Below are 21250 nucleotides of genomic sequence, written 5' to 3' on the forward strand. Positions count from 1 at the left end.
GCTCTTTCATTTCGCGGAGTTTTGCATTGTCTGAAGGGAAGTATGGCTCCGGCGGTAGGGATCGAACCTACGACCAATTGATTAACAGACAGGTGTACGCCAACTAAGTAGTTGTTATTTGGCTAATTTGGGGGCGTATTTATCAAGTTTCGCTCAGCTTGAAGCGCTTGGCTCAGGGAGGCAGGTTCGTTGAACCTGCGTGCAAATAGTATGAGAGTTTCGAATGGAAAAGCCCGCTTTTGCAGCGGGCTTTTCACTTGTATTATAGATGGTGGGACGGTTCAATTTTCACTCATCGTTACGAGGCACATCGAAGTCTGTTTGGAGGAAGTCGTGTTCATCCTTCAGAAAATCTACGGCTTCAGACTCTTCCTTAAGGTGTTCCGGCGCAAATCTTGCATAGATTTTTTCGGTGACTGATACACTCGAATGCCCGAGGTACTGAGAAACCCTTTCCATTGAGCTACCGCTGGCGACCATGTGGACTGCCGCTGTATGGCGAAGGACATGGGGCGTGACGTTCTTCAACTTCGCCCTTATTGTAGCCTTCCTGAATGCGTTGCTAATACTGTTAACACCACCACTCTTGTATTCCACCACGAACTCTGAGTCACACATAGGTTTCCACGCAGACAGAAGTTTGTAGGTTCCTTCGTTCATCGGAACAAAAGCCCGTTTCTTTCTCGGGCCGGTTTCCTCGACGCGAAGATCAATCGTCCGGTTCTGAAAGTCGATCCGATCCCAGGTTAACTCGAGTACAGCGCCAACGCGGCCTGCGGTCGATAGCATCAACACAATAGCGACGTGCAGATGCGGGGTTTGCACACTGGCAGACAACAGCCGTTGAATTTCATCTTCTTTCAACCATCGATCAACAGGGGCTGGTCGCGATGGTTTTGCCAGCTTGTAGGGTTCCTCGCTGATCAGTTTCTTCTTCCACGCATAGTTAAGTGTGGATTGGATCATGTTCACCTCGTGAAAAAGCGTGCCAGGACCGATCTCCCGACCGTGCTTTTTGAAGAAGTCTTTCTTTCGGATATTTACGTATTTCTTGACGAGATTGTCGTCGATCTGCAGGGGATCAAACTTCTCGAAGAATGGACCTACGGTTTTCCAGATACCCTTCATTTGCTCCGAGGTGCGGCGACCATCCAGATCATTTTGGTACCTTTCCCATGCGTCTCCGAAGGTCAGCTTGTTGCCCTGAAGTATCATTACGGATTCATATATCCGTAATCCCTCCGGCCAGGCATCCTGCTTGTTCGTGGCCTTTAGGCGGAATCTGCGGCGGTTTCGCTTACCGCCATTGTTCTCATACCAGTATACGGCGTATCCACCTTTCAGTTTACCAATGTGAATCTGGGGCATGTCAGTATTTCTCCCCATTTGCGTTTGCGATTTTGAGCTGTTCGGACACGGCTGAAACACGGTCCGAACCGCGGCATACATCGGGATCGGGTGACTTCATTTGGTTCCGAGCGCAGCGCTCAAAAAGTTTTTCTGCATCCATGATCACCGCCTGTCTGGTGTCAAAGCTGGGCTGGCGCAGCCTGTGGTTACTCTTTCTTCCGGCTCTGTCCTTCCAGTGGACCACGTAAGTGTTTCCTCGTTTCTCGATCATGAATTCGCGCATTTTTCGTATTCCTCGATTGCTTCAACTGGAATGCGGATCAGTTTTTCTCCAATGCGAAATGCATGAAGCTCGCCTGCAAAAATCAGATTGCGAACCGTGTTGGCGGAACAGTTCCATCGTTCTGCGAGTTGTTTAGGTGTTTTGCTGTTGTTCAAAACAGACCTCCTTGAAATTGGCTGACGGAGCTCTTGGAAGCATGGTGTGCACCAAGGCTCGCCAGCGCGCTTCCTGTTCAGTTTCAGAAGCGTTTCTCGAACGTTTGGACGGCCTCTTCCGGAATGCGCATAAGGCGTCCCACTCTGAAATGTGGTAATGAGCCAGAAAGGACCACGGCTCTGACGGTTCGTGTTGAACAACCCCACCGATTGGCGAGCTGTTTTGGAGTGAAAATCTTCTCCATGGCTGTTTCCCTTAGCCTGAATTTGCGTGGACCCCATGGGGCCGACGGATCCTCTCAATCACGTCAAGAATTCGATCGCTGATTGACGGTGATTGTCGTTTCTTCAGCGCTTGCTCTGAGAACCTCGAGCAGCAGGCAAAGGTGCAGGGTTTTTCCTTTCATTTTCGTATTGGCGAAAGGAACATTGGCCAAACAAACCAAAAACAAATAACGAACTTATGGATTTCTTCTAACCTCATGAAAACACGTCAAACTTTTTGTAACTTCAGGCGTCTGGCGCATGATCTTGTCATGAGCAGCCCTTGCCCGAACACATGTAGTGAGCCTGCTGGAGCTCATATTGGCCTTTTCTCGAAATTTCGGAATCTTGCCGCCTGGCCCATGCACAGGGCTTGGACCAAGGGCGAAGTAAACTTGTCCTGACGCCGGGTTAAACGCGTCGCAATGCCAATTTGAGCTGCCGCAATGCTGCTTGCAGATCACGAGTATGCCTGCGAATGCCCTGGAAGCTTTTCCAGCTCTCGGCCAGTTGCCGCAGCTGCTCCCGATCCTTGTCAAAGATCAGATGTTCCGAGGTATCGATGCGCATCGCCAGATCACCATAGCCGGGCTTGAGCTCGTTCAACGCTCTTGCGATTTCTTCAGCCATCAGATTCAACCCTTTGTCGTCATTGATCGCCAGAGGCTCGCCGTCCCGCAGACGTTGAACCAGTTGCGGCAGAAGTGGTCGAAGATTTTTTCCAGGATGGATTCCGGCTTCTTTCCACTTTTCAGCGAGCCAACGCCCTTGCTTGATGGTTGAAAGAACGGCCTGTTCGAGCTGTTCGTTAAGATCTTTCGCCATGGAAATTCCCCTTTGCTGTGGCGGGTGAAAACGAGGCGCCATTGCCTCTCAAGAAGCCGGGGCGGGCTGACAGGCCCCGGCCGTTGGCTTTTCACGCTGGCAGCGGCGCAGTTGAGGATGCCTTCTGAGCGACGAAATGTGCCCGTAGATGATCTGTAAACTCATCCGCCAGAAGGCAGATATCTTCCACGATGGCGGAGCCCGGGTCGACCTCGGCGAAACACGCTGCCTCGACCCGATCAGGATCATGGACATTTTCCAATGTCAGCAACTCACGTAGGCGGACCAGGTTTCGCTCCATCCGGCGCGTCAGCTTTGGTTGAATAGACAGGTCGTCCATGATTGCATGAACGCACCGAACACCGATCTGGCCACCGAGTAGCACTGCCGCATTCTGTAGGGCTTCCGAATGATTTAGGAAAAACTCCCTGAGATCCTTCAGGGGGTCGTGGTGTAAGTCGAACATTTCTCTGTTCTCCTTTGCAGCACCCTCGCATCATGCTCGGGTTTCAAGGGCGCCTGATTTCCTCCTTGGGTCTGCGCGGTTGTCTGTTCGGAGAGGCTGCGATCTCTCGGCTGATCGGAAAATCTGGTTTGTTTTTTCCTTGTTTGGGGCTTCGCGAGGAATGCTCAAAACAAGGGAAAACGAAACCACAACTCGGAATTTCACTTAACTTAACCCGCCTCTCTAAATGTGGATTACTCCGATCTGGCGCGCTTTGCTTGTCAGGTCAGAATCGCCTGAAGGATGTATGAAGAACGGGTGATGCCAAGCCAGACTCTGGGCGTTGGGGCCACTCAATTGCGAGAAATTCGTCTATGCTGGCCATACTGTTGCATCGAAGAGTTGAAGTTGGCACAAAATCCCCAAAAGCGGCACGAAGGAATCAACCTGACATCCACCGTGCTCAACTTTGTAGGTAGAATGATGACTTAAATCAAAACGCCTGAGTTGGGTCAGTGCTACAAGAATAAATAAGGCGCGGAGTAATTTTTAGCTGTGAATATTGTGCAAGAGATAGGCCAAACTGCCGATTGGGATGCAGATCAGGTCAAGGTGATCACAGCTGAGTATGACGCCCGGATTATTGTAGAATCTGGCCCTGGTACCGGCAAAACTGCCGTTGCTTGTGCGCGGCTCGCGCACTTGATCGAAGAAGAAGACATCGAACCCAGTAACACTTGGATGATCAGTTTCACACGAACTGCAGTTGCCGAGATTCGGGCTCGGTTGCATTCATATGTGGGCGACAATTCTTTCGGCATCCGTATTGCTACGGTTGATTCACACGCTTGGTCCATACACTCCGGGCACGACCCCAACGCAAGCCTCACGGGCTCGTATGAGAAAAACATCGAGCGTGTCATTGAGCTTCTAAAGGCCGACGAGGATGTTGCCCACGAGTTGTCTCAGATTGAGCACGTTGTCATCGATGAGGCTCAGGATTTGGTGGGCAAGCGTGCCGACCTTGTAGAGGCATTGCTGAAGCGTTTGCCTGAGGACTGCGGCGTCACGGTTTTCACAGATGAAGCTCAGGCCATTTATGGCTTTTCGGATGATCGTGTAGGGCATCTTCAAACGAGCGTTGGCAATATTGGTCAGCCTCTTCTCATACGCTTGAAGTCTGTTCGTGAATTGGAATTCACGTTGTTGGCTCTCAAAGAAATTCACCGCACCTCTTCCCCGGGGCTTCGACGAATTTTTTCCGAGGTCAGGAAGGATGTCCTTGGTATTCAGAAGCGCAAAGAAGGTTTCCATGATGAAATAGCACAGAAAATCTGCGACTTCGCGGATGAGAGTGGCCTTAAGTGGATGCAGATGAAAGTCGCAGACTTCTCGAGCGATGATCTCCTTCTTTTCAGAACACGATCGGAAGTTCTGATGGCATCGCAGTTTTGCGATATTCCGCATCGGCTTAGATTGTCAGGTTACGGAGGTACGCTGCCTTCTTGGTTAGCCCTTTGTTTTTATGACTACTCCGATGCCTTCTTGGATGAGGCTATGTTTTACGAACTTTGGTCGGAGCGAGTGGAAACTAAAGCCACGCCTGAATATGGTCCGGCTGAAGCCTGGTGGCGCCTATTGCGAGTGGCGGGAAAAAACGATGGCTCGGTCGAAATGAGTAAGTTGCGCCGCCGATTGAGCCAGAAGCGTCCCCCTATTGATCTTACAACTCAGGAATATGGTTTATTCGGCCCAATCGTAGGAACTATCCACGCGAGCAAAGGTCGCGAGGCGCAGAATGTTGTCCTCCTTCTACCGACAGGTGCCGAATTCGAGAATGCCGAAGAAGAGGCTGAAGAAACGCGGGTACTTTTTGTAGGCGCCACTCGTGCGAAAACTTCGCTAATGGTTGGGGAGGGGACAGTTTCGAGGTCCGCCTCCTTGTCATCTGGTCGAGCGTATGGATGGACGAGAAATGGCAAGACCATGCTCGAAATTGGTCGCGATGGAGATATCGCCCCCAGAGGACTTGTAGGTTCTAACGAACTAAGTGCTTCCGAAGCGGCAAAAGCTCAGAACTTTCTCGCCGGCGTTTCGGATGTTGTCACAACCTATTCGTTACAGGTCGATCCAGAGTTGGATTGGCGCTACCGGATTGTTGCCGATTCCGGCGAAACTTGCGCAGGAGCAATGGAGCGAAGTGTGGGTTACGATCTCTGGGATTTGTTGAAAAAGCGGAATCAAGGGAATAGTCACAGACCTCCAGGCCGACTGAGTTATGTTCGTGGGCACGGTTGCTCAACGATGGTCTTGGCTCCTGACGACAGTGAAGCGTCAACGCTCCATGAACCTTGGGCATCGTCTGGATTTCTCCTAACCCCAAGAATAGCCGCATATCCATCGTTTTATTTTAAGCGGAGGTCCTAATGGCAGTGGATAGATCCCAAGATCGCGTGATTGTTGCCAGTCGGCTCTTCGATGACCTTATCGGTCCGCGACAGTCTGATGAGGAACTGAGCGCACGGCCATCCGATGTCTATCTCACAGGCATTCTTTGGCCTCAGTGTACAGCAATGGGTGGTGAGGACGATGAACGTTTGGGTACTGCGGGTGCAGGTGCCAGTGAAGAGAGCAGTGGCGAAAACGACGCAGTAAAAACCAGATCCATCCAAAAGCCTTCTGTAGCCGGCATTTCCTTTAGTGCATCTTCCATTGGAGCCCCCCATGTTCGCGTTACCTGTAGTTTCGCCACCTATCGGCTCGAGGAGCGCGAAGAAAATACCATTTGGAAACGCCAACCGCATAACATCGAAATTTCTGAGCTATTGTTGGAGCCAGGGCCAACCAGAGAAATATCACTCAGGGACTTAGATCAAAGTTTACCCAGCGTTTCCTTGAGTTTGCGTTGCTTGGACGTTGATGGCGCGGTTCTGGCTACGCTCGCACTCGTGAACTCTGCGGTTCCCGAGCAAGCTCGAGATGAAATCGAGGCGTCATCTCTTTTCCAGACCGCGATTCGAATAGAACCATGTGATGGAACCCGATTGGTCCCCAAGCCTCCTCGTCGTGCTTTGACTGCGGGTCAAAACCTTGAGGCAAACGCTTCAGAAGAGGTGTTGAGCGACGAAGTAAGTGGTGCCCTGCTTTATAGGAACGTACTGGAATTTGCCGTTGGCCACACATGTTCCGCAGAGTGGGAAACGTTAGGCGGAGAGAATGACGACCAACGGTCTGCGCGATGGGTTGAGACAACGTGGTTGCCATCGGCAATCGTTGAAGGTGTCGATCCTAATGGTCATGAGTATTTTTCCGATCTGGAAAAAGCTGCGAATTTCGACCCTTTGTCAGCAGAAGAACTGGCTCATGCAGATAGCTTATCCCTTCAAGAGGGCTTAAATCGTTTTTGCGGAGCATATGAACGTTGGGTGAAATCGCAACGAAAACGAATTGATGATGTCGATGATGTAAATCCAGAGCTGAAACATGTGGCTGTGGCTCATCTGGCCCAATGCCAAGTGGCACTTGAACGAATGCAGGCATCAGTCAAAGAGCTCTGTTCCAAGCCTCGGCTCCAGCGAGCGTTTCAGCTCGCAAATCTTGCCATGCATCTTCAACATTCGTGGGACGAAACAAAGAGCCGCCACGGTCCACTACGCTGGCGGCCTTTCCAACTGGGATTTTTGCTCCTCAGTGCGCCATCGTCAGTTGAGCGAGGCCATGAACACCGAGGAGTTCTGGACCTTCTTTGGTTTCCAACCGGTGGCGGGAAAACAGAGGCGTATCTGGCGTTGATAGCGTGCATCGCGGTCTACCGTCGCCTTTCGGACACACCAGACGACCACAGTGGTGTCTGCGCATTGATGCGCTACACTCTCAGACTTCTTACAACGCAGCAGTTCGCCCGATCAGCTGCGATGATCGTAGCCCTTGAGGCAATTCGTACAGGTAAGGTGACTTGTCCGCAGGGTTTGCCGTTGCAAGGCGACGAGCCTTTCTCAATTGGCCTTTGGGTAGGTGGAGATGCCACCCCTAACAAGAGAACGGCAGCATTTGCTTCCATTGTCCAGCGTGCACAAGAAATTGCATCTCCTAAACAACTCGCTCGCTGCCCTGCGTGCGGAGATAAACTGGATTGGTCCATTGCGAGCCCGACTTCACCAGTTTTGGTGCAGTGCACAAACAGCCAATGCACTATGTATGGTGCTTTGCCTGTTTTTACAGTCGACGAAGATGTCTACGACAGGCGGCCAACTTTGCTCATTGGTACGGTGGACAAATTCGCTCAAATTGTCCGGGAGAAGAGAACCAACAGGCTATTCGGCGTATCGAGTGGCTCGCCACCTGATCTAATTATTCAGGATGAGCTTCATCTTATTTCCGGCCCTCTGGGAACTATCGCGGGCACTTATGAGACCGCGTTCGATTTGATGTTCGGATCGCATGGACACAGAGCAAAGGTAATCGGCTCGACGGCTACGATCCGTAGAGCACCTGAGCAGGCGCTGGCATTGTTTGATCGCCAAGCTTTTCAATTTCCCCCGCCTGCGATCGATCACGACGATTCAGGTTTCGCGGTTCGTGACCAACGGCGAAAAGCCGTTGGCAGAAGATATCTTGGGGTTACAACTGCAGGGCGCTCAGCGAAATTTACCCTACAAGCTGTGGCTGGCTCCCTTTTGCAAACGGCCTTTGGCGCGTTCAGCGACGACGATCGCAGAGATGCTTATTGGACTCTTGTTGGTTACTTCAACTCTCTTCGCGAGCTTGGCGGTGCCCTCGTTCTGATGCAAGACGACGTATCCGACAGTGTGGAGCTCTATTCTAACGCTCGCTCAGAAGATGCGAGGCCTTTGAGCAATGTTGAGGAGTTAACCTCAAGAAGAACACAAGAAGAAATTCGTGAAATGCTTGATCTCCTTGACATAAAGGTTGGATCACCTGGCGCAGTAGACGCGGTCTTGGCAACGAATATGGTCAGTGTCGGTGTCGATATTTCTCGTCTCGGGTTGATGCTTGTGAATGGACAGCCCAAGACCATAGCTGAATACATTCAATCCACCAGCCGTGTTGGGCGGGGAGATGTCAGTGGTCTTGTGGTTTCGGTGCTCAACAATGCCAAAGCGCGCGACCGCTCCCATTTTGAGACATTTTCTGGATGGCACAGAACTCTTTACAGAGATGTGGAAGCTACAAGCGTAACCCCGTTTGCATCACGTGCTCGCGATAGGGCTCTGCATGCGGCTTTGGTGGCGGCAGTGCGCCACCTTGTGCCTGACATGCTCGATTCTCCGAGAATGGATGACGATGCAGAGGATGAAGCGATGGACATCATCGATCAGATTGTGGGGCGTGCAAAGAAGATAGACCCTGAAGAGACGGCTGTTCGCGGAGAGCTCGAGCGCCTCTTGGATACCTGGAGAGCCAGAGCTCCAGAGGTATATTGGAGCGACTTTAAAGGAGGGAAATCCCTTCTCCAAAGCGCGGAAAGGGCAGCAGCTCGCCGGGCATCCGGCAGAGAAGCTGGTGCGGCGTGGCCAACACTCAACTCAATGAGGACAGTTGAAGCCGGCACTCCTTTCAGGATGGCTCCTGTACTCAGGGCGAGGGACGATATGAATGAAGAATGATCTCCAAGAACTTCGGCGTAGTGCAGTGGTGTCTACTTTTGGTCCCGGTTCTGTCGTGGATTTCAGGTCCGGTGGAGGTGCAGTTTCAGGAATTGCGGCCGGGCTTGAGGAATGGGACCAATCATTCCCGCCAGCTGGTCTCGCTCATCCTCAAGTCATTCGCGAAACTCGTCTACAGAAGAAGCTCGGAGTTAAAGGTTTTAGAACTCCACCAGTCATTCTTGAGCGTGGCAAGGATGACGATCCGGACTTGAGGCGCTTGGTTGCCGTTCGCTTTCCGAAGTGGCTTCAATGCCCTAATTGCGATGTGATCAAGCCGGAAAGACGATGGAAGAACGATCCTGGAGAGGCATATCGCTATTGCCCAAAGTGCACTGAAGCTTCTCATGGCGACAGCAAGGTTTTTGTCATTCCAGTTCGCTTCGTCATGGCTTGCAAAAATGGACACATCGACGAATTCCCTTGGGACTGGTGGGTAGGGCACAAACCAGGATGCAAAACTGCGAAAAGGGAGAATTCGGATCGCCACCGGGGATTAAGGTTGCGTTCAGAGAGTCCTGGCCTCGCTGGACTTATCCTTAGTTGCCCGGAATGTGGCGCGAGGAGATCCATGGACGGTGTCTTCTCGAAGAAGACTTGGGAGCACGGTCCAAAATGTCGAGGTCTCAGGCCATGGCTGGCAAATGGTAATGAAAACTGTGGAAACGAGCAGTATGCAGTCCAACGTGGTGCGTCCAACCTGTATTTCCCAGTGACGGAATCAGCGCTGAGCATCCCCCCATGGTCTGACCGTCTTCAAGAAGTACTGGGTGATTGGTGGAGCTCTTTGACAAACCTCGACGATCACTCAAAGCTTGAGGAGTATATCGAGCTCTTAGCAAAGGGCGACTTGGAGAGCATTTTGAGAGAACTCGAGATGTCTCCAGCCGAGTTGGCTGAGGCCATTCGAGCTCGTCTCACATCATTCGGTCAACTGCGTACTGACGATCTACGTCCCGCTGAATACAGGCAGTTTGTCACCGAGCCGGGACGCAGTCGAACTCCAGACATTGATTTCGAAACACGCCGGGAGGCCGTACCGTCTGAGATATCTCCTTGGATATCACGAGTGGTCAGGGCCGTTCGCCTGCGCGAAGTAAGGGCGATCAAAGGGTTTACCAGGATCAATCCACCCGGTGATCCAGATTCCTCCGAGGTGGCGCGACTTTCCAAGGAGGCACTTGAGTGGCTTCCGGCAATCGAAGTGCGTGGCGAGGGAGTGTTTCTTGCTCTAAATGAAGAAAAGCTGGCGAAATGGGAGCGCCGGGATGATGTTATCAATCGAGTTTCAGAATGCGAAGATCGGCATCTGGCGGATTGGAGGGAGAGATACGGGGATGATGCCGCCCCACAGCAACAAATTACTCCTCGATACATGCTTTGCCACACTCTTTCTCATGCTCTCATGCGGCAACTGACACTGGAATGTGGCTATTCGTCAGCTTCATTACAGGAAAGGATTTACGCTGGTTGTGAAGAGGAGCAGATGGCCGGGCTTCTCGTCTATACTGCCACACCTGATGCCGACGGAACGCTTGGAGGTCTTGAGCGCCAAGGAAAGGCAGGTCGAATTGAAGGCATTCTGCAGCGCTCACTCGAAGCGATCGAGTGGTGTTCCTCGGATCCGCTTTGCATCACAGACATGATGGGAGCATTGAATAGTTATTCCCATTCTGTATGCCATGCCTGTTGTCTCGTTCCGGAAACCTCTTGTGAAGCATTCAACAGCTTTTTGGACAGAGCGCTGCTTACGGGCGATGGATCCGGCTCAGGTCTCGGGTTTTTTGAAGACATGCTCCGGAGATCTTAATGGCGTTACTTTGGCCAAAGAAACTACCTCGCTCGGTGCTCGATGATGAGCGTCGCAAAGCTGAAGTCCGTGTCTACAACAGGCTCTCAGAAGTTCTCGACGATGATTTCCATGTTTTTTATTCGAGCCCATGGCTGGGAACTGACAGGTTGGGAAACGAAAAAGATGGTGAATGCGACTTTCTGGTTGCGCACCCTGAGCACGGTATCTTGGCCATCGAGGTTAAGGGAGGCAAAGAGATTTCCTTTGATCCAAGTGACGGGCAATGGAGAAGCAAGGACCATAGAAATTTCGTTCACAAGATTAAAGATCCGGTTGCTCAGGCTCGAAGCGCAAAACACGAGATGCTTACTCGCCTGAATGATGTACCGAAATGGTCAAAGCGCTTCATTCATGCGGCACATGGTGTGATATTCCCAAGTGCGAGTGTACCTGCAAGCAGTCTTGGGTCTGATCGGCCCGCGCATATTTTTTGCGGCGCGAGCCAATTCAATCGTGATCTCAGGAGTTGGATTTCGGATCGGCTGAAGGAAGGCAAACGCCCGGCAAATTGTGAACCACTTGGTCATGACGGTATCGCCGCATTGAAAAGGCTACTGGCGCACCCATTCACACTCAGTTTCAGGATTGGAGCTGCGCTTGCGGAAGCTGAAGCAGAATTTCGAGTCTTGGAGCCAACGCAGTACCTTATTTTGGATGCTATCGCTGATATTCCACGCGCTTTGATTAGAGGGGGAGCAGGTACGGGAAAGACTGTGGTTGCGGTCGAGGAAGCAATCAGGTCAGCGTCCGAAGGAAGGAAAACACTCCTGACTTGTCACAGCCGACCGTTGGCGATGAGCCTCAAACGGAAACTTGGTGGCATCGAAAATTTGACTGTTTTAGGATTTCATGCCCTGTGCGGGAAGACATCAAAAAATGCTGGTGTCCCAAAGCCTTTGAATGTTGGTGAGCGGGATTTCTATGAAACCGAACTACCCAACATGCTTTTTCAGGCTGTCGAGAAAAACCCTGCCTTGAAATGGGACACCATTATTGTAGATGAAGGGCAAGATTTTCGCCCGGACTGGTGGATTGCAATTGATGCATGCGTCGCGACTGATGGCAGGCTTCGCGTCTTCATGGACAGCAATCAAGAAGTCTATGGCAACGCTGGAATTACTGCTCAAGACTTGAGCGTGGTTCCTTTGAGACTGTCTCGAAATCTTCGAAATACCAAGAATATCCATACAGTAGCTACAGTCCACTACACGGGCCCGGATATCATTGCGGATGGTCCTGACGGACTTGAAGTTTCGTGGGTCACAGAAGACAACACCAAAACGAAAATGCAGGCGGCTTACAAGGAAATGCGCCGCCTTGTTTTCAACGAGGAGGTGGCGCCAAGAGACATAGCCGTCCTTTTCAACGGACCATTGGCAAAAGAACAGTTCCTGGGGCTGACCAGCGGCACAAGCATCCCGGTTACTGACGCGGAGGAAATGGCTCTTGAAGAGGTAGTTGTCGATACAGTCAGGCGATTCAAGGGCCTCGAACGCTCGGCGATTGTCTTGGTCGTCACAGGTGAAGAAATGGAGAGACGAGAGCTTGCCTATGTCGCCTTTACAAGAGCAAGAGCCTTTTTATGCGTAGTTTGCGCCCAAGATGAGGTCCAATGGCTGTCTGGTGGGATTGTGTAGCAGAGTAAGAATTTTGTGTTTGGTAGCTATGTTGTTTTCAAGCGAGAAGACGTTGCACTGCCTTCGCTATCTGCCAAGCGAGGTAAGGGGGAACGGCGTTTCCAACTTGATGATACTGTTTGGTACGGGGGCCACAAAAGAGATAGTTGTCCGGAAACGTCTGGAGACGCGCTGCTTCGCGAACCGTCAATGAACGACACTGCATAGGATCATGGTGGATGAAGTAGTGCCCGTCTTTCGAAATATGGCTGGTGACCGTCGTTGAGGGGCGGCCTACCACTTGCGTGCGGAAGCGGTCAGCAAACTTTCCGCTACTTCGGTTGCGATGCAAAGGTTGGAGGAACTCTGGAAACTCGACAAGTTTGGGAGATTTGCCAAAAGCTCTGCTGAACGCTGAAGAGAAGAGATATCGGCCGAGGTCACCCGGAATATGGCCGCGTGTTTCGTGCTGTAGCAAGGCCTTGAGGCGATCGTCTGCAAACCAGTCTCGCAAATGAAGAGGCATTCTGTTTGACTGTTGCTTTCTGCTGCTGACGCGTAGGAAAGGCATTTCGTTTGCTATTTCGATCGCGCGTGCGGTTTCTCTGACTTCCATCGGTACCGCTTCGGAGGATGCGATCGCAGACGCTTGGTCTCTAAGCGCGCTTTGCCAAGCTTCGACCGTGTCGCCTTTGCTCAAGCCGCTTCGCAGACTCGGAATGTCGCCGATCGCCTGTTCTACACTCACCGGTGCCTGAGGTTGACCAAGAAGCGGTTCTTCGAGATGCAGTCCCTCTGCCATATCCTTGCGGATGCCGACGACGATCACGCGATGGCGTGCTTGAGGTACTCCATGATCTTCTGCTCTGATGAGAAAGTCTCTGGCAGGTGCGCGAGCGCCGTCCTCAGGTGTCGCCTTTGACAGGGGGATGAGGAAATAACCATCCCCGGCAGCCTCGAGATCGTCCAGAACTCGGCTAAAAATACCACCGCCGTCTACCTTGCTTGAGAGCATTCCCTTGACGTTCTCCATGACAAAGGCAGCAGGAAGGAGCTTGTGAAGAATGCGAACATACTCACGGTAGAGGTAGTGCCGGTGGTCGTCCTCAAGGACGTAGTTTGCCTTGCCTGAATTTCTGGATCGGCCAGCCAGCGAGTATGCTTGACAGGGGGGACCTCCGATTAGAATTGTATTGCCGTTGTAGGCTTCACGAGCCTTATCAAGCTCGATCGCAAGTTCCTCGAAGACGCCTTTTTCTCCGAGAACCCTTTGCCTGACCTCGCTATGAGCGTGTTTCCAATTTTCCGGATACAGCTCGGCCCAGTTTGGTAGAACACATCCGGAATTCAGCGCGTTGTAGTATTCTACCGGGAAATCTGGAAACGATCTCAGAAACGCGCGTAGGCGCAGTGTCTGGACAGCATGGTCATCCATTTCCACCGAAAGATGGATTTTCATGGGCGTGTCCGTATCGCGACCAGCCCGGGAAAACCCTTCGCCCAGCCCTCCGGGGCCGGCGAACAAATCTATGATAGCATACTCTTTTGTCATGCGTATCCCCTCAACAAAGGCCTTGTACCAGGTTTCGCGTGACGCGGAAGCTCGAATTCGTCGATGAAAGTGTTATGTCGGGTTCATGACGGACATAGTCGACAGTCAAACCAGGTCCCGAATGATGTCAAACATTCGGAGCAGGAACACCAAACCGGAGGTGAGCCTCAGACAGGCATTGCACCGCGAAGGGTTTCGCTTTCGGGTCAATGCGCGGGGCTTGCCCGGCTCACCGGATATCGTTTTGCCAAAGTGGCAAACAGTGATCTTCGTACACGGGTGCTTCTGGCACCAGCACCCTGGCTGTTCCAAGGCAACAAAGCCTTCTACCAATGTTGAGTTCTGGACCAAAAAGTTTGAGGCAAATAGTCGAAGAGATGCGAAGGTGCTTGGGCAGCTACATGGCCTTGGCTGGCGCACGGCGATAGTTTGGGAGTGCGCGGTTAAGCCCCATTTTGGTGAGGAATTGATTCAGCAGGTTGGGGAGTTCATCCGCGGAGCAGGGGGGCAACATATTGAGTTTGCTGCATAGCTGGAGATCCGGATTTTGGAACGATTGTCTGCAAGATGCTTTGTGTTTTGCAGAAAACCGCCAGTCAGGTTCATTGAACCTGCGAGCAATAGATAAAACTTGAACTTCGGCCGCCAAAAAAGCCCTTAAGGCTTTGACCTTAAGGGCTTTTTTTGGCTCCGGCGGTAGGGATCGAACCTACGACCAATTGATTAACAGTCAACTGCTCTACCGCTGAGCTACGCCGGAACGGTTCGCGCCATATAGCAACCTGAATCTATGGCGTCCAGAGGAGTCAGGAGAATTTTCGACGAAAAACCCTGTGATGAGATCCGAGCTAAAACACGTTTCTCAAGGGCAGAATTTATTAGGAAGTTTTGGCTCCGGCGGTAGGGATCGAACCTACGACCAATTGATTAACAGTCAACTGCTCTACCGCTGAGCTACGCCGGAACTGAGGGGCGTATAACAACCCGGATTCTTGCCGTCCAGAGGGGAATGTCACGTTTTCGCAAAAAAGTTTCCGAGGGTCAGGCCCGTCTTGAAAATCTCACGTCTACAGACAGTTCCTTATCGGCCAAAACTAGTGATTTCCCTAACAAATCAATCAGATGAGAAAACACGTTCCTTTCAGCCGCAGGCAAAAGGGCTTTGGGGGTGTCAGTGTAAATTCGCTCGGCCAGAGATCGGGCAGTGCCGGGTTCCTCCTCCAACGCCGCCAGAATCTGTGCCTCGCGTTCCAAGCGGTGATTAATTAACCAATCCAGCCGCCCGCCCGGGTCATTGATCGGCGCACCGTGACCTGAGTGAAAAACCGTCCAGTCGCGCGCGCGCAGACGATGGCAAGCCCTCATGAAGTCGGTCAGGTCGCCGTCAGGAGGAGACACCAGCGAACTTGCCCACCCCATGACATGATCCCCGGTGAAGCAAACATCACTCCAGCCCAACGCGATGTGGTTTCCCAAATGGCCCGGGGTGTGGATCACTTCAAGCTGCCAGCCATCTCCATCTATAAGCGCGCCATCTGCTACCTCGGTGTCGGGATAGAAAGCAGAGTCTATGCCTTCGCCGCCACCCGCAAGGCCGTGCAGGGCCAGTTCGGTCATGATGGCGCTGCGTCCGGCCTCCGGTCCGCCAAAGGCCAGAATCGGGGCGCCGGTTCGGTCCGCCAGCGGTCTGGCCAGCGGAGAGTGGTCCAGGTGACTGTGGGTGACAATGATATGACTAATGCGCTGACCGGCCTGTATAGCATCCAGAATCGCTTGCAGATGCGCGTCGTTTAGAGGGCCAGGGTCGATCACGGCAAGCTCACCAGTGCCCAACAGATAGGTATTGGTCCCGCGATAGGTCATCGGCGAAGGGTTCGGAGCCAAAATGCGCCTTAGGCCCGGCTGCAATTCGACGGCTTTACCGGGGATCGGGTTGAAATCGTCAGGCGCCTGCATTCTGCACTCTTTCTCTTGTCGTAACAGCCCGTTAGGTTTAGCGCATGTCCGCACAATGGCTCAAACCTTATATGCCACGCAGCTTATATGCTCGTTCTGCGTTGATTCTGGTTCTGCCAGTGATCGTGCTGCTGTTGGTGGTCGGAGTTGCGTTCCTTCAAAAACACCTGGAAGACGTCACAGCCCAGATGACGCGCGCAGCCTCGCGTGAGGTGTTGCTGGTAATTGACGTCATGGAAGATGCCGAGACCCAGCAACAGGCAATGGCCGCCGTTCGCCCAGACTTGGCGGCTTTGGAGATGCAGGTCCGGTTTTTGGGCATCAACGAAGAGCCGGTGCTTGGCACGCGTCGCTGGTATGACTTCATCGCGCCACAGGTGGAAGCCGATCTGCGAGCCCGGTTGCCGGAATTGGAGGCAGTCGCCCTGCCTAGCGGTCATGAGGCGCGGTTGTATCTAAAGACAAAACTTGGTCTTTTGGAGTTGACCTTTGACCGCCGCCGACTGTCTCCGACGGCACCGCATCAGTTGATCGTTACGATGTTGTTTTTTGCCGTCGTCATGACCACGATTTCGTTTTTGTATATGCGCAATCAACTGCGTCCAATCACTCGGCTGGCCGACGCCGCGCAAGCCTTTGGCCGGGGCAGAGTGGTTCCGTATACACCGGGCGGGGCCATTGAAGTCCGCGCCGCTGGCAGTGCATTTTTGGATATGCGCGCCCGCATAGAACGGCAGATAGAACAGCGCACGATGATGCTGTCTGGCGTTAGTCATGATTTGCGAACCCCTTTGACACGCTTGAAACTGGGGCTTTCGATGCTGCCCGAGGATGAGGCCGCACCTCTGAAGCAGGATGTTGATGAAATGCAGTTGCTGCTGGATGCGTTCCTTGAGTTTTCGCGCGGGGCAGCCGAAGGATCACCAGAGACCGTCGATCCCGAAGCATTGTTGCGTCAGATCATTAAAGACGCACGCCGGGCCGGGCATGAGGTCAGCCTGACCTCAGTCGAAGGCGAAGGGACTGTCACATTGCGCCCTACGGCCATACGACGTGCTGTCGAAAACCTGATCGGAAATGCTGTCCGATATGGCGACCGGGCGGATGTCAGCCTTTCCATCAAACCAAAATCTCTTCGCATTCGTGTTGAAGATGATGGTCCGGGAATTCCGATTGAACAGCGCACAGAGGCAGTCAAACCCTTTTCGCGTCTTGATCCGGCGCGAAATCAGAACCAGGGCAGCGGGGTTGGGCTTGGCCTTGCGATCGTTGCCGATATCGCCCGCGTGCATGGCGGAACGTTGCGGTTGAGCGAAAGCCAAAATCTGGGAGGCCTGTGTGCGGATATTGTCATCGGGCGCTAAGTCCGCTGAACAGGAAGTCCGTTTGTTGAGGAATGGTTGGACCGCGTGGTTTGGAACGTTTTTTCTGTTCAGAATTTCCAGCCGAACACATCGATTTCCTTTTCGAAAATCTTAGCCACGGTGTCGCGCAGATCGTCATCGTAGTATTTGCGGTAGTCAATCTTCTTCTTCCCACGACTGGCCGTCTTTAGGCGGGGTAGCTCGGTGTTTTCAATTCCTAGCTTGTTGCAGATATGCGCGTAGTCCTCGGTTAGGTTATCGTAGCGGATATAGTCATCCATAGCTGGCTTACCGTCCACGAAATAGATATGCGTGTCTATCCCGATCCGGTATCTGCCGCTGTTGCTATCTGGTTGCAGAAATTTTCTGAATTCGGCAAAAATTTCATTTTCCGGCCGCGAAGCCAAGTCCCGGTCGCGAAAATGAAAGAAGGACACAACCTTGTCCCAGGGGTTCCGAATATTGCAGAACTTGGTGTAGCTGTTCCAAATCTCGGGCGGAAGCTGGCTTTTTACCTGGGTAGAAGGGATGTGGTTGTACCACTTATTCGTCTCTCCCGCATTTGCTCCGCGCGCAGCAACGATACCGTATTCGGTTTCTATTTGATCGAATCGGCCTTCCGGCAATTCCATGCCCGGTGGCAGGCAATACTTCTGTAGCGCGGCCTCCATCGACGTACCTGCAGTCTTTGCGGTTTTGATGTAGATGAATTTCTTGGAATGAGAGACGAGCATTTTTGTTGTGTTTTTTTCGCTTTGCCAATGGGAGGTTATGTCTTTTTAACCTTCAGACGATACCGAGCCTAATCCGAAACCTCAAGCTGCAAAGCGACCTGAAGGGATAGCTGGAAAGCTGATCTGAAGTCGCCAGTAAATGAAAATTGGCAGGTCTGCAGGAACTCAAACTTCCTGCAAAAGCTTTTTGGCGTTCTTTGCTGATCAAATTAAGAAAGCCGCGCCCAGCGCATTTTATTAGGGCGAGTCTTGGCATCGAGTCCGGTGTCACCTTCGCCCAGGGCGGTATATTGCGCCTTGGCAAGAGCGAGCATTTGGGCAGGATGCCATAATCGATCACTGGCAAGCTGAAATCAACGCTGGGCCCAAGACTTCCTGTACATTCGTCGCATTACGAGTGGTGTCAGGTACATGGGTATCTGATAGGCCCCGATGAAAACCATAATCGGAGTCGTCACCTCGGGCGGGAGGGCGACGAAGAATAATGCGATGTTGCGGTTTGCGGCAATTATGGAGATGGCGGTCGCTTTGTCCGCAGGCAGTTGGAAACGTGTCAGCCTGAAAAATATGATTTGAGCGCCTAAATTGATGAGGCAGGTAAAGACGATCCAGAACAGTGCACGCTGTGTGTCCAGAAGGAGGGCCTCGCTGACTGACGGCATCAAGCCAATGACAAACACGGCCATTGTGATGTTCGCGATGCCTTCAAGGCTGAGTTCGGTGCTCTGCGAAGGCCATCGAAGGATAGTTTTGCGGATGACAATAGCGGCGGAGGTGGTCAGCACGATTGTTATCAGCAGTTTAAAGGCGGCCCAGAGTACCTGAGCAAACCCGCCGAGTTCCGGCGCGAACCAGAAGACAGGCGCCATTGTAAGTGGCAACATTGCCGTGCCGACCACCAGCAGACGCAAGGCAAATTCCGAAGGTTGCCCCATCATCCGGCACAGATTCGGGCTTCCGGCGATGGACGGGGCGGCCGTCATGACAAGTAGGGCAAACAGAACCGGACTGCCGGCCCATCCACCTGCGAAGCCCACGGTCAGAACGATCAGGGGCAGCGCAAGTTGCAATCCAACAACCATCAGGATTACCCGAGGCAGGTCTGCCAGTGAGCCCAGAATGCTCTCCGGCTTCATTCGCAGCACGGTAACGAACATCAGCAACACCACCATCGGTGGCAGCAGAGGTCGCATCGGTTGAGCAAGATTCGGCAGCAGCAATCCCGCCAAGAGGCCCGCCAGCAGAACATAAGGTCCGTGGCGGGCAGCAATGTGCAGAAGGAGCAAAGACGAGCTACCCGGTCGGGCTTTGACGCAGGTTTTCCGGCAGCCATGTGGCCAGTTCCGGGAACCATATCAGTACAAACACCATTACAACCATGATCAGGAACATCGGTATCGCTGCGCGGGCGATATAGCTCATCTCATGATTGGTCATGCCCTGCATGACGAACAGGTTGAACCCGATCGGCGGTGTGATCTGCGCCATTTCGACCACAACAACGATGAAGATGCCGAACCAGATCAGGTCGATTCCCGCCTGACGGATCATCGGTTCGACCACGGCCATCGTCAGCACGACCGAGGAAATGCCGTCAAGGAAACATCCAAGGATGATGTAGAATACCAACAAGACCATCAGCAGTTCGAACCGGGTCAGATCCCATCCGGCGATCAGGTCGGCCAGCCCGCGCGGTAGACCGGTGAAGCCCATCGATAGGGATAGAAACGCAGCGCCAGCCAAAATCAATGCGATCATGGCGCTTGTTCGGGTTGCGCCCATCAGGCTTTCGGTAAAGGTTTTCCAACTCAGCGAACCCTGACTTGCGGCCAGCAGCAGCCCTCCGATCACACCAAATGCGGCAGCTTCGGTTGCGGTGGCGTAACCCAGATACATCGAACCGATAACGACTGTGATCAGCAGGATGACCGGCAGCAGAAAGCGTGAGTTCCTGACCTTCTCTGAAAAGGTCAACTTGCCTTCCTCGTTAGGGTTCCAGTCTTTGCCAATCTTCGAGTAGATCGCGACATAGCCCATGAACATGCACGCCAGAACCAGCCCCGGCAGAATGCCTGCGAAAAACAACTTGGTGATCGATTCATTGATAGTGACGCCATAGACGATCAGTGTCAGCGACGGCGGGATCATCAGCCCCAGTGTTGCCGCGCCGGTCAGCGTACCGATGATCATGCGTTCCGGATAGTTGCGTTTCCGCAGCTCCGGGATCGACATTTTGCCCACTGTTGTCAGCGTAGCGGCGGATGAGCCCGACACGGCGGCAAAGACCGTGCAACCTACAATGTTGGTGTGCACCAGTCCGCCGGGCAGGGGGGCCATCCACGGCGAAAGCCCCTTGAACATGTCCTCGGACAATCGCGTTCGATACAGGATTTCGCCCATCCAGATGAACATTGGCAGCGCCGTCAGAGTCCACGAGGATGATGCCGACCAGATCGTCGTAATCATGACGTCGCCCACGGGGCGCGTTGTGAACAGTTCCATACCGACCCAGGCAACACCCATCAGGGCCAGCCCGACCCAGACACCGGTGCCCAGCAGCGTGAACAGGACAAAGAGGAAGAGGATGATGATTGATGCGTTTTCCATGCTCTTACTCTCCGTGGCTTTGGTCAGCGAGATCGCGGGTGATGCGGTGATCGCCGCGGAAGAGCACGTGAATCAGGTGATCGGTCAGTGCGATGGCCAGAATGATCGCGCCTATAAGCATCGCTGATTGCGGTATCCAAAGGGGGGTTCTGTCTTGTCCCTGGCTGATGTCGTTGAACTTCCAACTCCAGTAGACAAAACGATAGGCGTACCAGCAGAAATACCACATCACGGCTGTGCCGATGGTGAAGCACCAGATTTCCAGGACCCGCCGGAATTTATCCGGTACCGCATTCAACAAGATCGAAACGCGGATATGGCTGCCACGGTTCAGTGCATTGGCAAAGGACAGGAACGAAGCCGCCGCCATCGCGTATCCGGCATAGTCCGGCGCGCCGGGAAAGACTTCACCGGTCCAGCGGGCCAGCATCTGCACCACAATAAGCAGCAGAATGGCAATCAGGCTGAGCGCCGCCAGCACCCCCGCTGCCAGATAAATGAAATCCAGTACGGACCGAAGCCCTCGTAGTGCCGCCATACCGTCCCCGCTTTGTTTTGATTGGATGGAAAACGGGCGGCAA

At 52.9% G+C, this 21250-nt stretch carries 18 protein-coding genes and 2 tRNA genes; 6 read left to right on the forward strand and 14 right to left on the reverse strand.

Going from position 1 to position 21250, the window contains the following annotated elements; genetic code table 11:
* Positions 1-288: 288 nt before the first annotated feature.
* The 6 genes from GOX66_RS03870 to GOX66_RS03895 all read right to left on the reverse strand — a co-directional run bounded on the left by GOX66_RS03870 (position 289) and on the right by GOX66_RS03895 (position 3343).
* Positions 289-1368 carry a tyrosine-type recombinase/integrase gene (locus GOX66_RS03870; protein WP_170759774.1) on the reverse strand — a complete coding sequence of 360 codons (1080 nt, stop codon included), beginning with the start codon at positions 1366-1368 and terminating at the stop codon, positions 289-291.
* Between the two features lies 1 nt (position 1369).
* Complete coding sequence (locus tag GOX66_RS03875; protein WP_170759776.1) at positions 1370-1633, reverse strand: hypothetical protein; 264 nt, start codon at positions 1631-1633, stop codon at positions 1370-1372.
* Positions 1618-1788 (reverse strand): helix-turn-helix domain-containing protein, encoded by a 171-nt coding sequence (locus GOX66_RS03880; protein WP_170759778.1) that lies wholly within the window; start codon positions 1786-1788, stop codon positions 1618-1620. Before GOX66_RS03880 ends, GOX66_RS03875 begins: the two co-directional genes overlap by 16 nt.
* Before the next feature lie 83 nt (positions 1789-1871).
* Positions 1872-2033: an excisionase family DNA-binding protein gene (locus GOX66_RS26275; protein WP_170759780.1), complete on the reverse strand. Its 162-nt coding sequence runs from the start codon at positions 2031-2033 to the stop codon at positions 1872-1874.
* Positions 2034-2463: 430 nt separating this feature from the next.
* The gene (locus GOX66_RS03890) at positions 2464-2877 is read right to left on the reverse strand and encodes a hypothetical protein (RefSeq protein WP_170429163.1); all 414 of its coding nucleotides are present in this window, start codon (positions 2875-2877) and stop codon (positions 2464-2466) included.
* Between the two features lie 91 nt (positions 2878-2968).
* The gene (locus GOX66_RS03895; RefSeq protein ID WP_174822640.1) at positions 2969-3343 is read right to left on the reverse strand and encodes a hypothetical protein; all 375 of its coding nucleotides are present in this window, start codon (positions 3341-3343) and stop codon (positions 2969-2971) included.
* Between the two features lie 534 nt (positions 3344-3877).
* Here GOX66_RS03895 and GOX66_RS26130 point away from each other — a divergent pair.
* From GOX66_RS26130 to GOX66_RS03915, 4 genes are read left to right on the forward strand one after another with little or no spacing between them, the layout of a single operon-like run.
* Positions 3878-5749: a UvrD-helicase domain-containing protein gene (locus GOX66_RS26130; protein WP_170759782.1), complete on the forward strand. Its 1872-nt coding sequence runs from the start codon at positions 3878-3880 to the stop codon at positions 5747-5749.
* Positions 5749-8949, forward strand: a complete 3201-nt coding sequence (locus GOX66_RS03905; RefSeq protein WP_170759784.1) for a helicase-related protein — start codon at positions 5749-5751, stop codon at positions 8947-8949. Before GOX66_RS26130 ends, GOX66_RS03905 begins: the two co-directional genes overlap by 1 nt.
* Entirely contained in the window at positions 8939-10798 is a 1860-nt protein-coding gene (gene drmB / locus GOX66_RS03910; protein WP_170759786.1) for a DrmB family protein, read from the forward strand. Before GOX66_RS03905 ends, drmB begins: the two co-directional genes overlap by 11 nt.
* A complete protein-coding gene (locus GOX66_RS03915) occupies positions 10798-12477 on the forward strand; it encodes a nuclease-related domain-containing DEAD/DEAH box helicase (RefSeq protein WP_170759788.1) in 1680 nt (559 codons plus the stop codon). Before drmB ends, GOX66_RS03915 begins: the two co-directional genes overlap by 1 nt.
* Positions 12478-12514: 37 nt before the next feature.
* Here the strand turns inward: GOX66_RS03915 and GOX66_RS03920 are convergent, their stop codons facing one another.
* The gene (locus GOX66_RS03920; RefSeq protein WP_170759790.1) at positions 12515-14008 is read right to left on the reverse strand and encodes a DNA cytosine methyltransferase; all 1494 of its coding nucleotides are present in this window, start codon (positions 14006-14008) and stop codon (positions 12515-12517) included.
* Between the two features lie 85 nt (positions 14009-14093).
* Between GOX66_RS03920 and GOX66_RS03925 the strand changes: the two genes are divergently transcribed.
* Positions 14094-14540: a very short patch repair endonuclease gene (locus GOX66_RS03925; RefSeq protein WP_170759792.1), complete on the forward strand. Its 447-nt coding sequence runs from the start codon at positions 14094-14096 to the stop codon at positions 14538-14540.
* A 153-nt stretch (positions 14541-14693) separates the two neighbouring features.
* Here GOX66_RS03925 and GOX66_RS03930 read toward each other — a convergent pair.
* The 3 genes from GOX66_RS03930 to GOX66_RS03940 all read right to left on the reverse strand — a co-directional run bounded on the left by GOX66_RS03930 (position 14694) and on the right by GOX66_RS03940 (position 15964).
* Positions 14694-14768: transfer RNA gene (locus tag GOX66_RS03930), tRNA-Asn, on the reverse strand.
* A 129-nt stretch (positions 14769-14897) separates the two neighbouring features.
* Positions 14898-14972, reverse strand: a tRNA-Asn gene (locus GOX66_RS03935).
* 77 nt (positions 14973-15049) lie between these two features.
* A complete protein-coding gene (locus GOX66_RS03940) occupies positions 15050-15964 on the reverse strand; it encodes an MBL fold metallo-hydrolase (RefSeq protein WP_170759794.1) in 915 nt (304 codons plus the stop codon).
* A 44-nt stretch (positions 15965-16008) separates the two neighbouring features.
* On the opposite strand from GOX66_RS03940, the gene GOX66_RS03945 reads away from it, so the two are divergent.
* A complete protein-coding gene (locus GOX66_RS03945) occupies positions 16009-17328 on the forward strand; it encodes an ATP-binding protein (RefSeq protein WP_170759796.1) in 1320 nt (439 codons plus the stop codon).
* A gap of 68 nt (positions 17329-17396) precedes the next feature.
* Here the strand turns inward: GOX66_RS03945 and GOX66_RS03950 are convergent, their stop codons facing one another.
* From GOX66_RS03950 to GOX66_RS03965, 4 genes are all read right to left on the reverse strand, one after another.
* Positions 17397-18062, reverse strand: coding sequence for a sulfotransferase family 2 domain-containing protein (locus tag GOX66_RS03950; protein ID WP_170759798.1), 666 nt, complete (start codon positions 18060-18062; stop codon positions 17397-17399).
* 353 nt (positions 18063-18415) lie between these two features.
* On the reverse strand, positions 18416-19348 hold the full coding sequence (locus tag GOX66_RS03955) for a hypothetical protein (RefSeq protein ID WP_170759800.1): 933 nt from the start codon (positions 19346-19348) through the stop codon (positions 18416-18418).
* Positions 19349-19355: 7 nt separating this feature from the next.
* Positions 19356-20669 carry a TRAP transporter large permease gene (locus GOX66_RS03960; RefSeq protein ID WP_170759802.1) on the reverse strand — a complete coding sequence of 438 codons (1314 nt, stop codon included), beginning with the start codon at positions 20667-20669 and terminating at the stop codon, positions 19356-19358.
* A 4-nt stretch (positions 20670-20673) separates the two neighbouring features.
* A complete protein-coding gene (locus tag GOX66_RS03965; RefSeq protein ID WP_170759804.1) occupies positions 20674-21207 on the reverse strand; it encodes a TRAP transporter small permease in 534 nt (177 codons plus the stop codon).
* Positions 21208-21250: the final 43 nt, after the last annotated feature.

The organism is Ruegeria lacuscaerulensis (assembly GCF_013031245.1).
GTDB lineage: Bacteria > Pseudomonadota > Alphaproteobacteria > Rhodobacterales > Rhodobacteraceae > Ruegeria > Ruegeria lacuscaerulensis_C.

Bases quoted from the DNA above. Each gene is read 5' to 3' on its own strand.
- GOX66_RS03870 (WP_170759774.1), bottom strand. From the start codon at position 1,368: ATGCCCCAGATTCACATTGGTAAACTGAAAGGTGGATACGCCGTATAC.
- GOX66_RS03875 (WP_170759776.1), bottom strand. From the start codon at position 1,633: ATGCGCGAATTCATGATCGAGAAACGAGGAAACACTTACGTGGTCCAC.
- GOX66_RS26275 (WP_170759780.1), bottom strand. From the start codon at position 2,033: ATGGAGAAGATTTTCACTCCAAAACAGCTCGCCAATCGGTGGGGTTGT.
- GOX66_RS03890 (WP_170429163.1), bottom strand. From the start codon at position 2,877: ATGGCGAAAGATCTTAACGAACAGCTCGAACAGGCCGTTCTTTCAACC.
- GOX66_RS03895 (WP_174822640.1), bottom strand. From the start codon at position 3,343: ATGTTCGACTTACACCACGACCCCCTGAAGGATCTCAGGGAGTTTTTC.
- GOX66_RS03905 (WP_170759784.1), top strand. From the start codon at position 5,749: ATGGCAGTGGATAGATCCCAAGATCGCGTGATTGTTGCCAGTCGGCTC.
- drmB (WP_170759786.1), top strand. From the start codon at position 8,939: ATGAAGAATGATCTCCAAGAACTTCGGCGTAGTGCAGTGGTGTCTACT.
- GOX66_RS03915 (WP_170759788.1), top strand. From the start codon at position 10,798: ATGGCGTTACTTTGGCCAAAGAAACTACCTCGCTCGGTGCTCGATGAT.
- GOX66_RS03920 (WP_170759790.1), bottom strand. From the start codon at position 14,008: ATGACAAAAGAGTATGCTATCATAGATTTGTTCGCCGGCCCCGGAGGG.
- GOX66_RS03925 (WP_170759792.1), top strand. From the start codon at position 14,094: ATGACGGACATAGTCGACAGTCAAACCAGGTCCCGAATGATGTCAAAC.
- GOX66_RS03940 (WP_170759794.1), bottom strand. From the start codon at position 15,964: ATGCAGGCGCCTGACGATTTCAACCCGATCCCCGGTAAAGCCGTCGAA.
- GOX66_RS03945 (WP_170759796.1), top strand. From the start codon at position 16,009: ATGTCCGCACAATGGCTCAAACCTTATATGCCACGCAGCTTATATGCT.
- GOX66_RS03950 (WP_170759798.1), bottom strand. From the start codon at position 18,062: ATGCTCGTCTCTCATTCCAAGAAATTCATCTACATCAAAACCGCAAAG.
- GOX66_RS03960 (WP_170759802.1), bottom strand. From the start codon at position 20,669: ATGGAAAACGCATCAATCATCATCCTCTTCCTCTTTGTCCTGTTCACG.
- GOX66_RS03965 (WP_170759804.1), bottom strand. From the start codon at position 21,207: ATGGCGGCACTACGAGGGCTTCGGTCCGTACTGGATTTCATTTATCTG.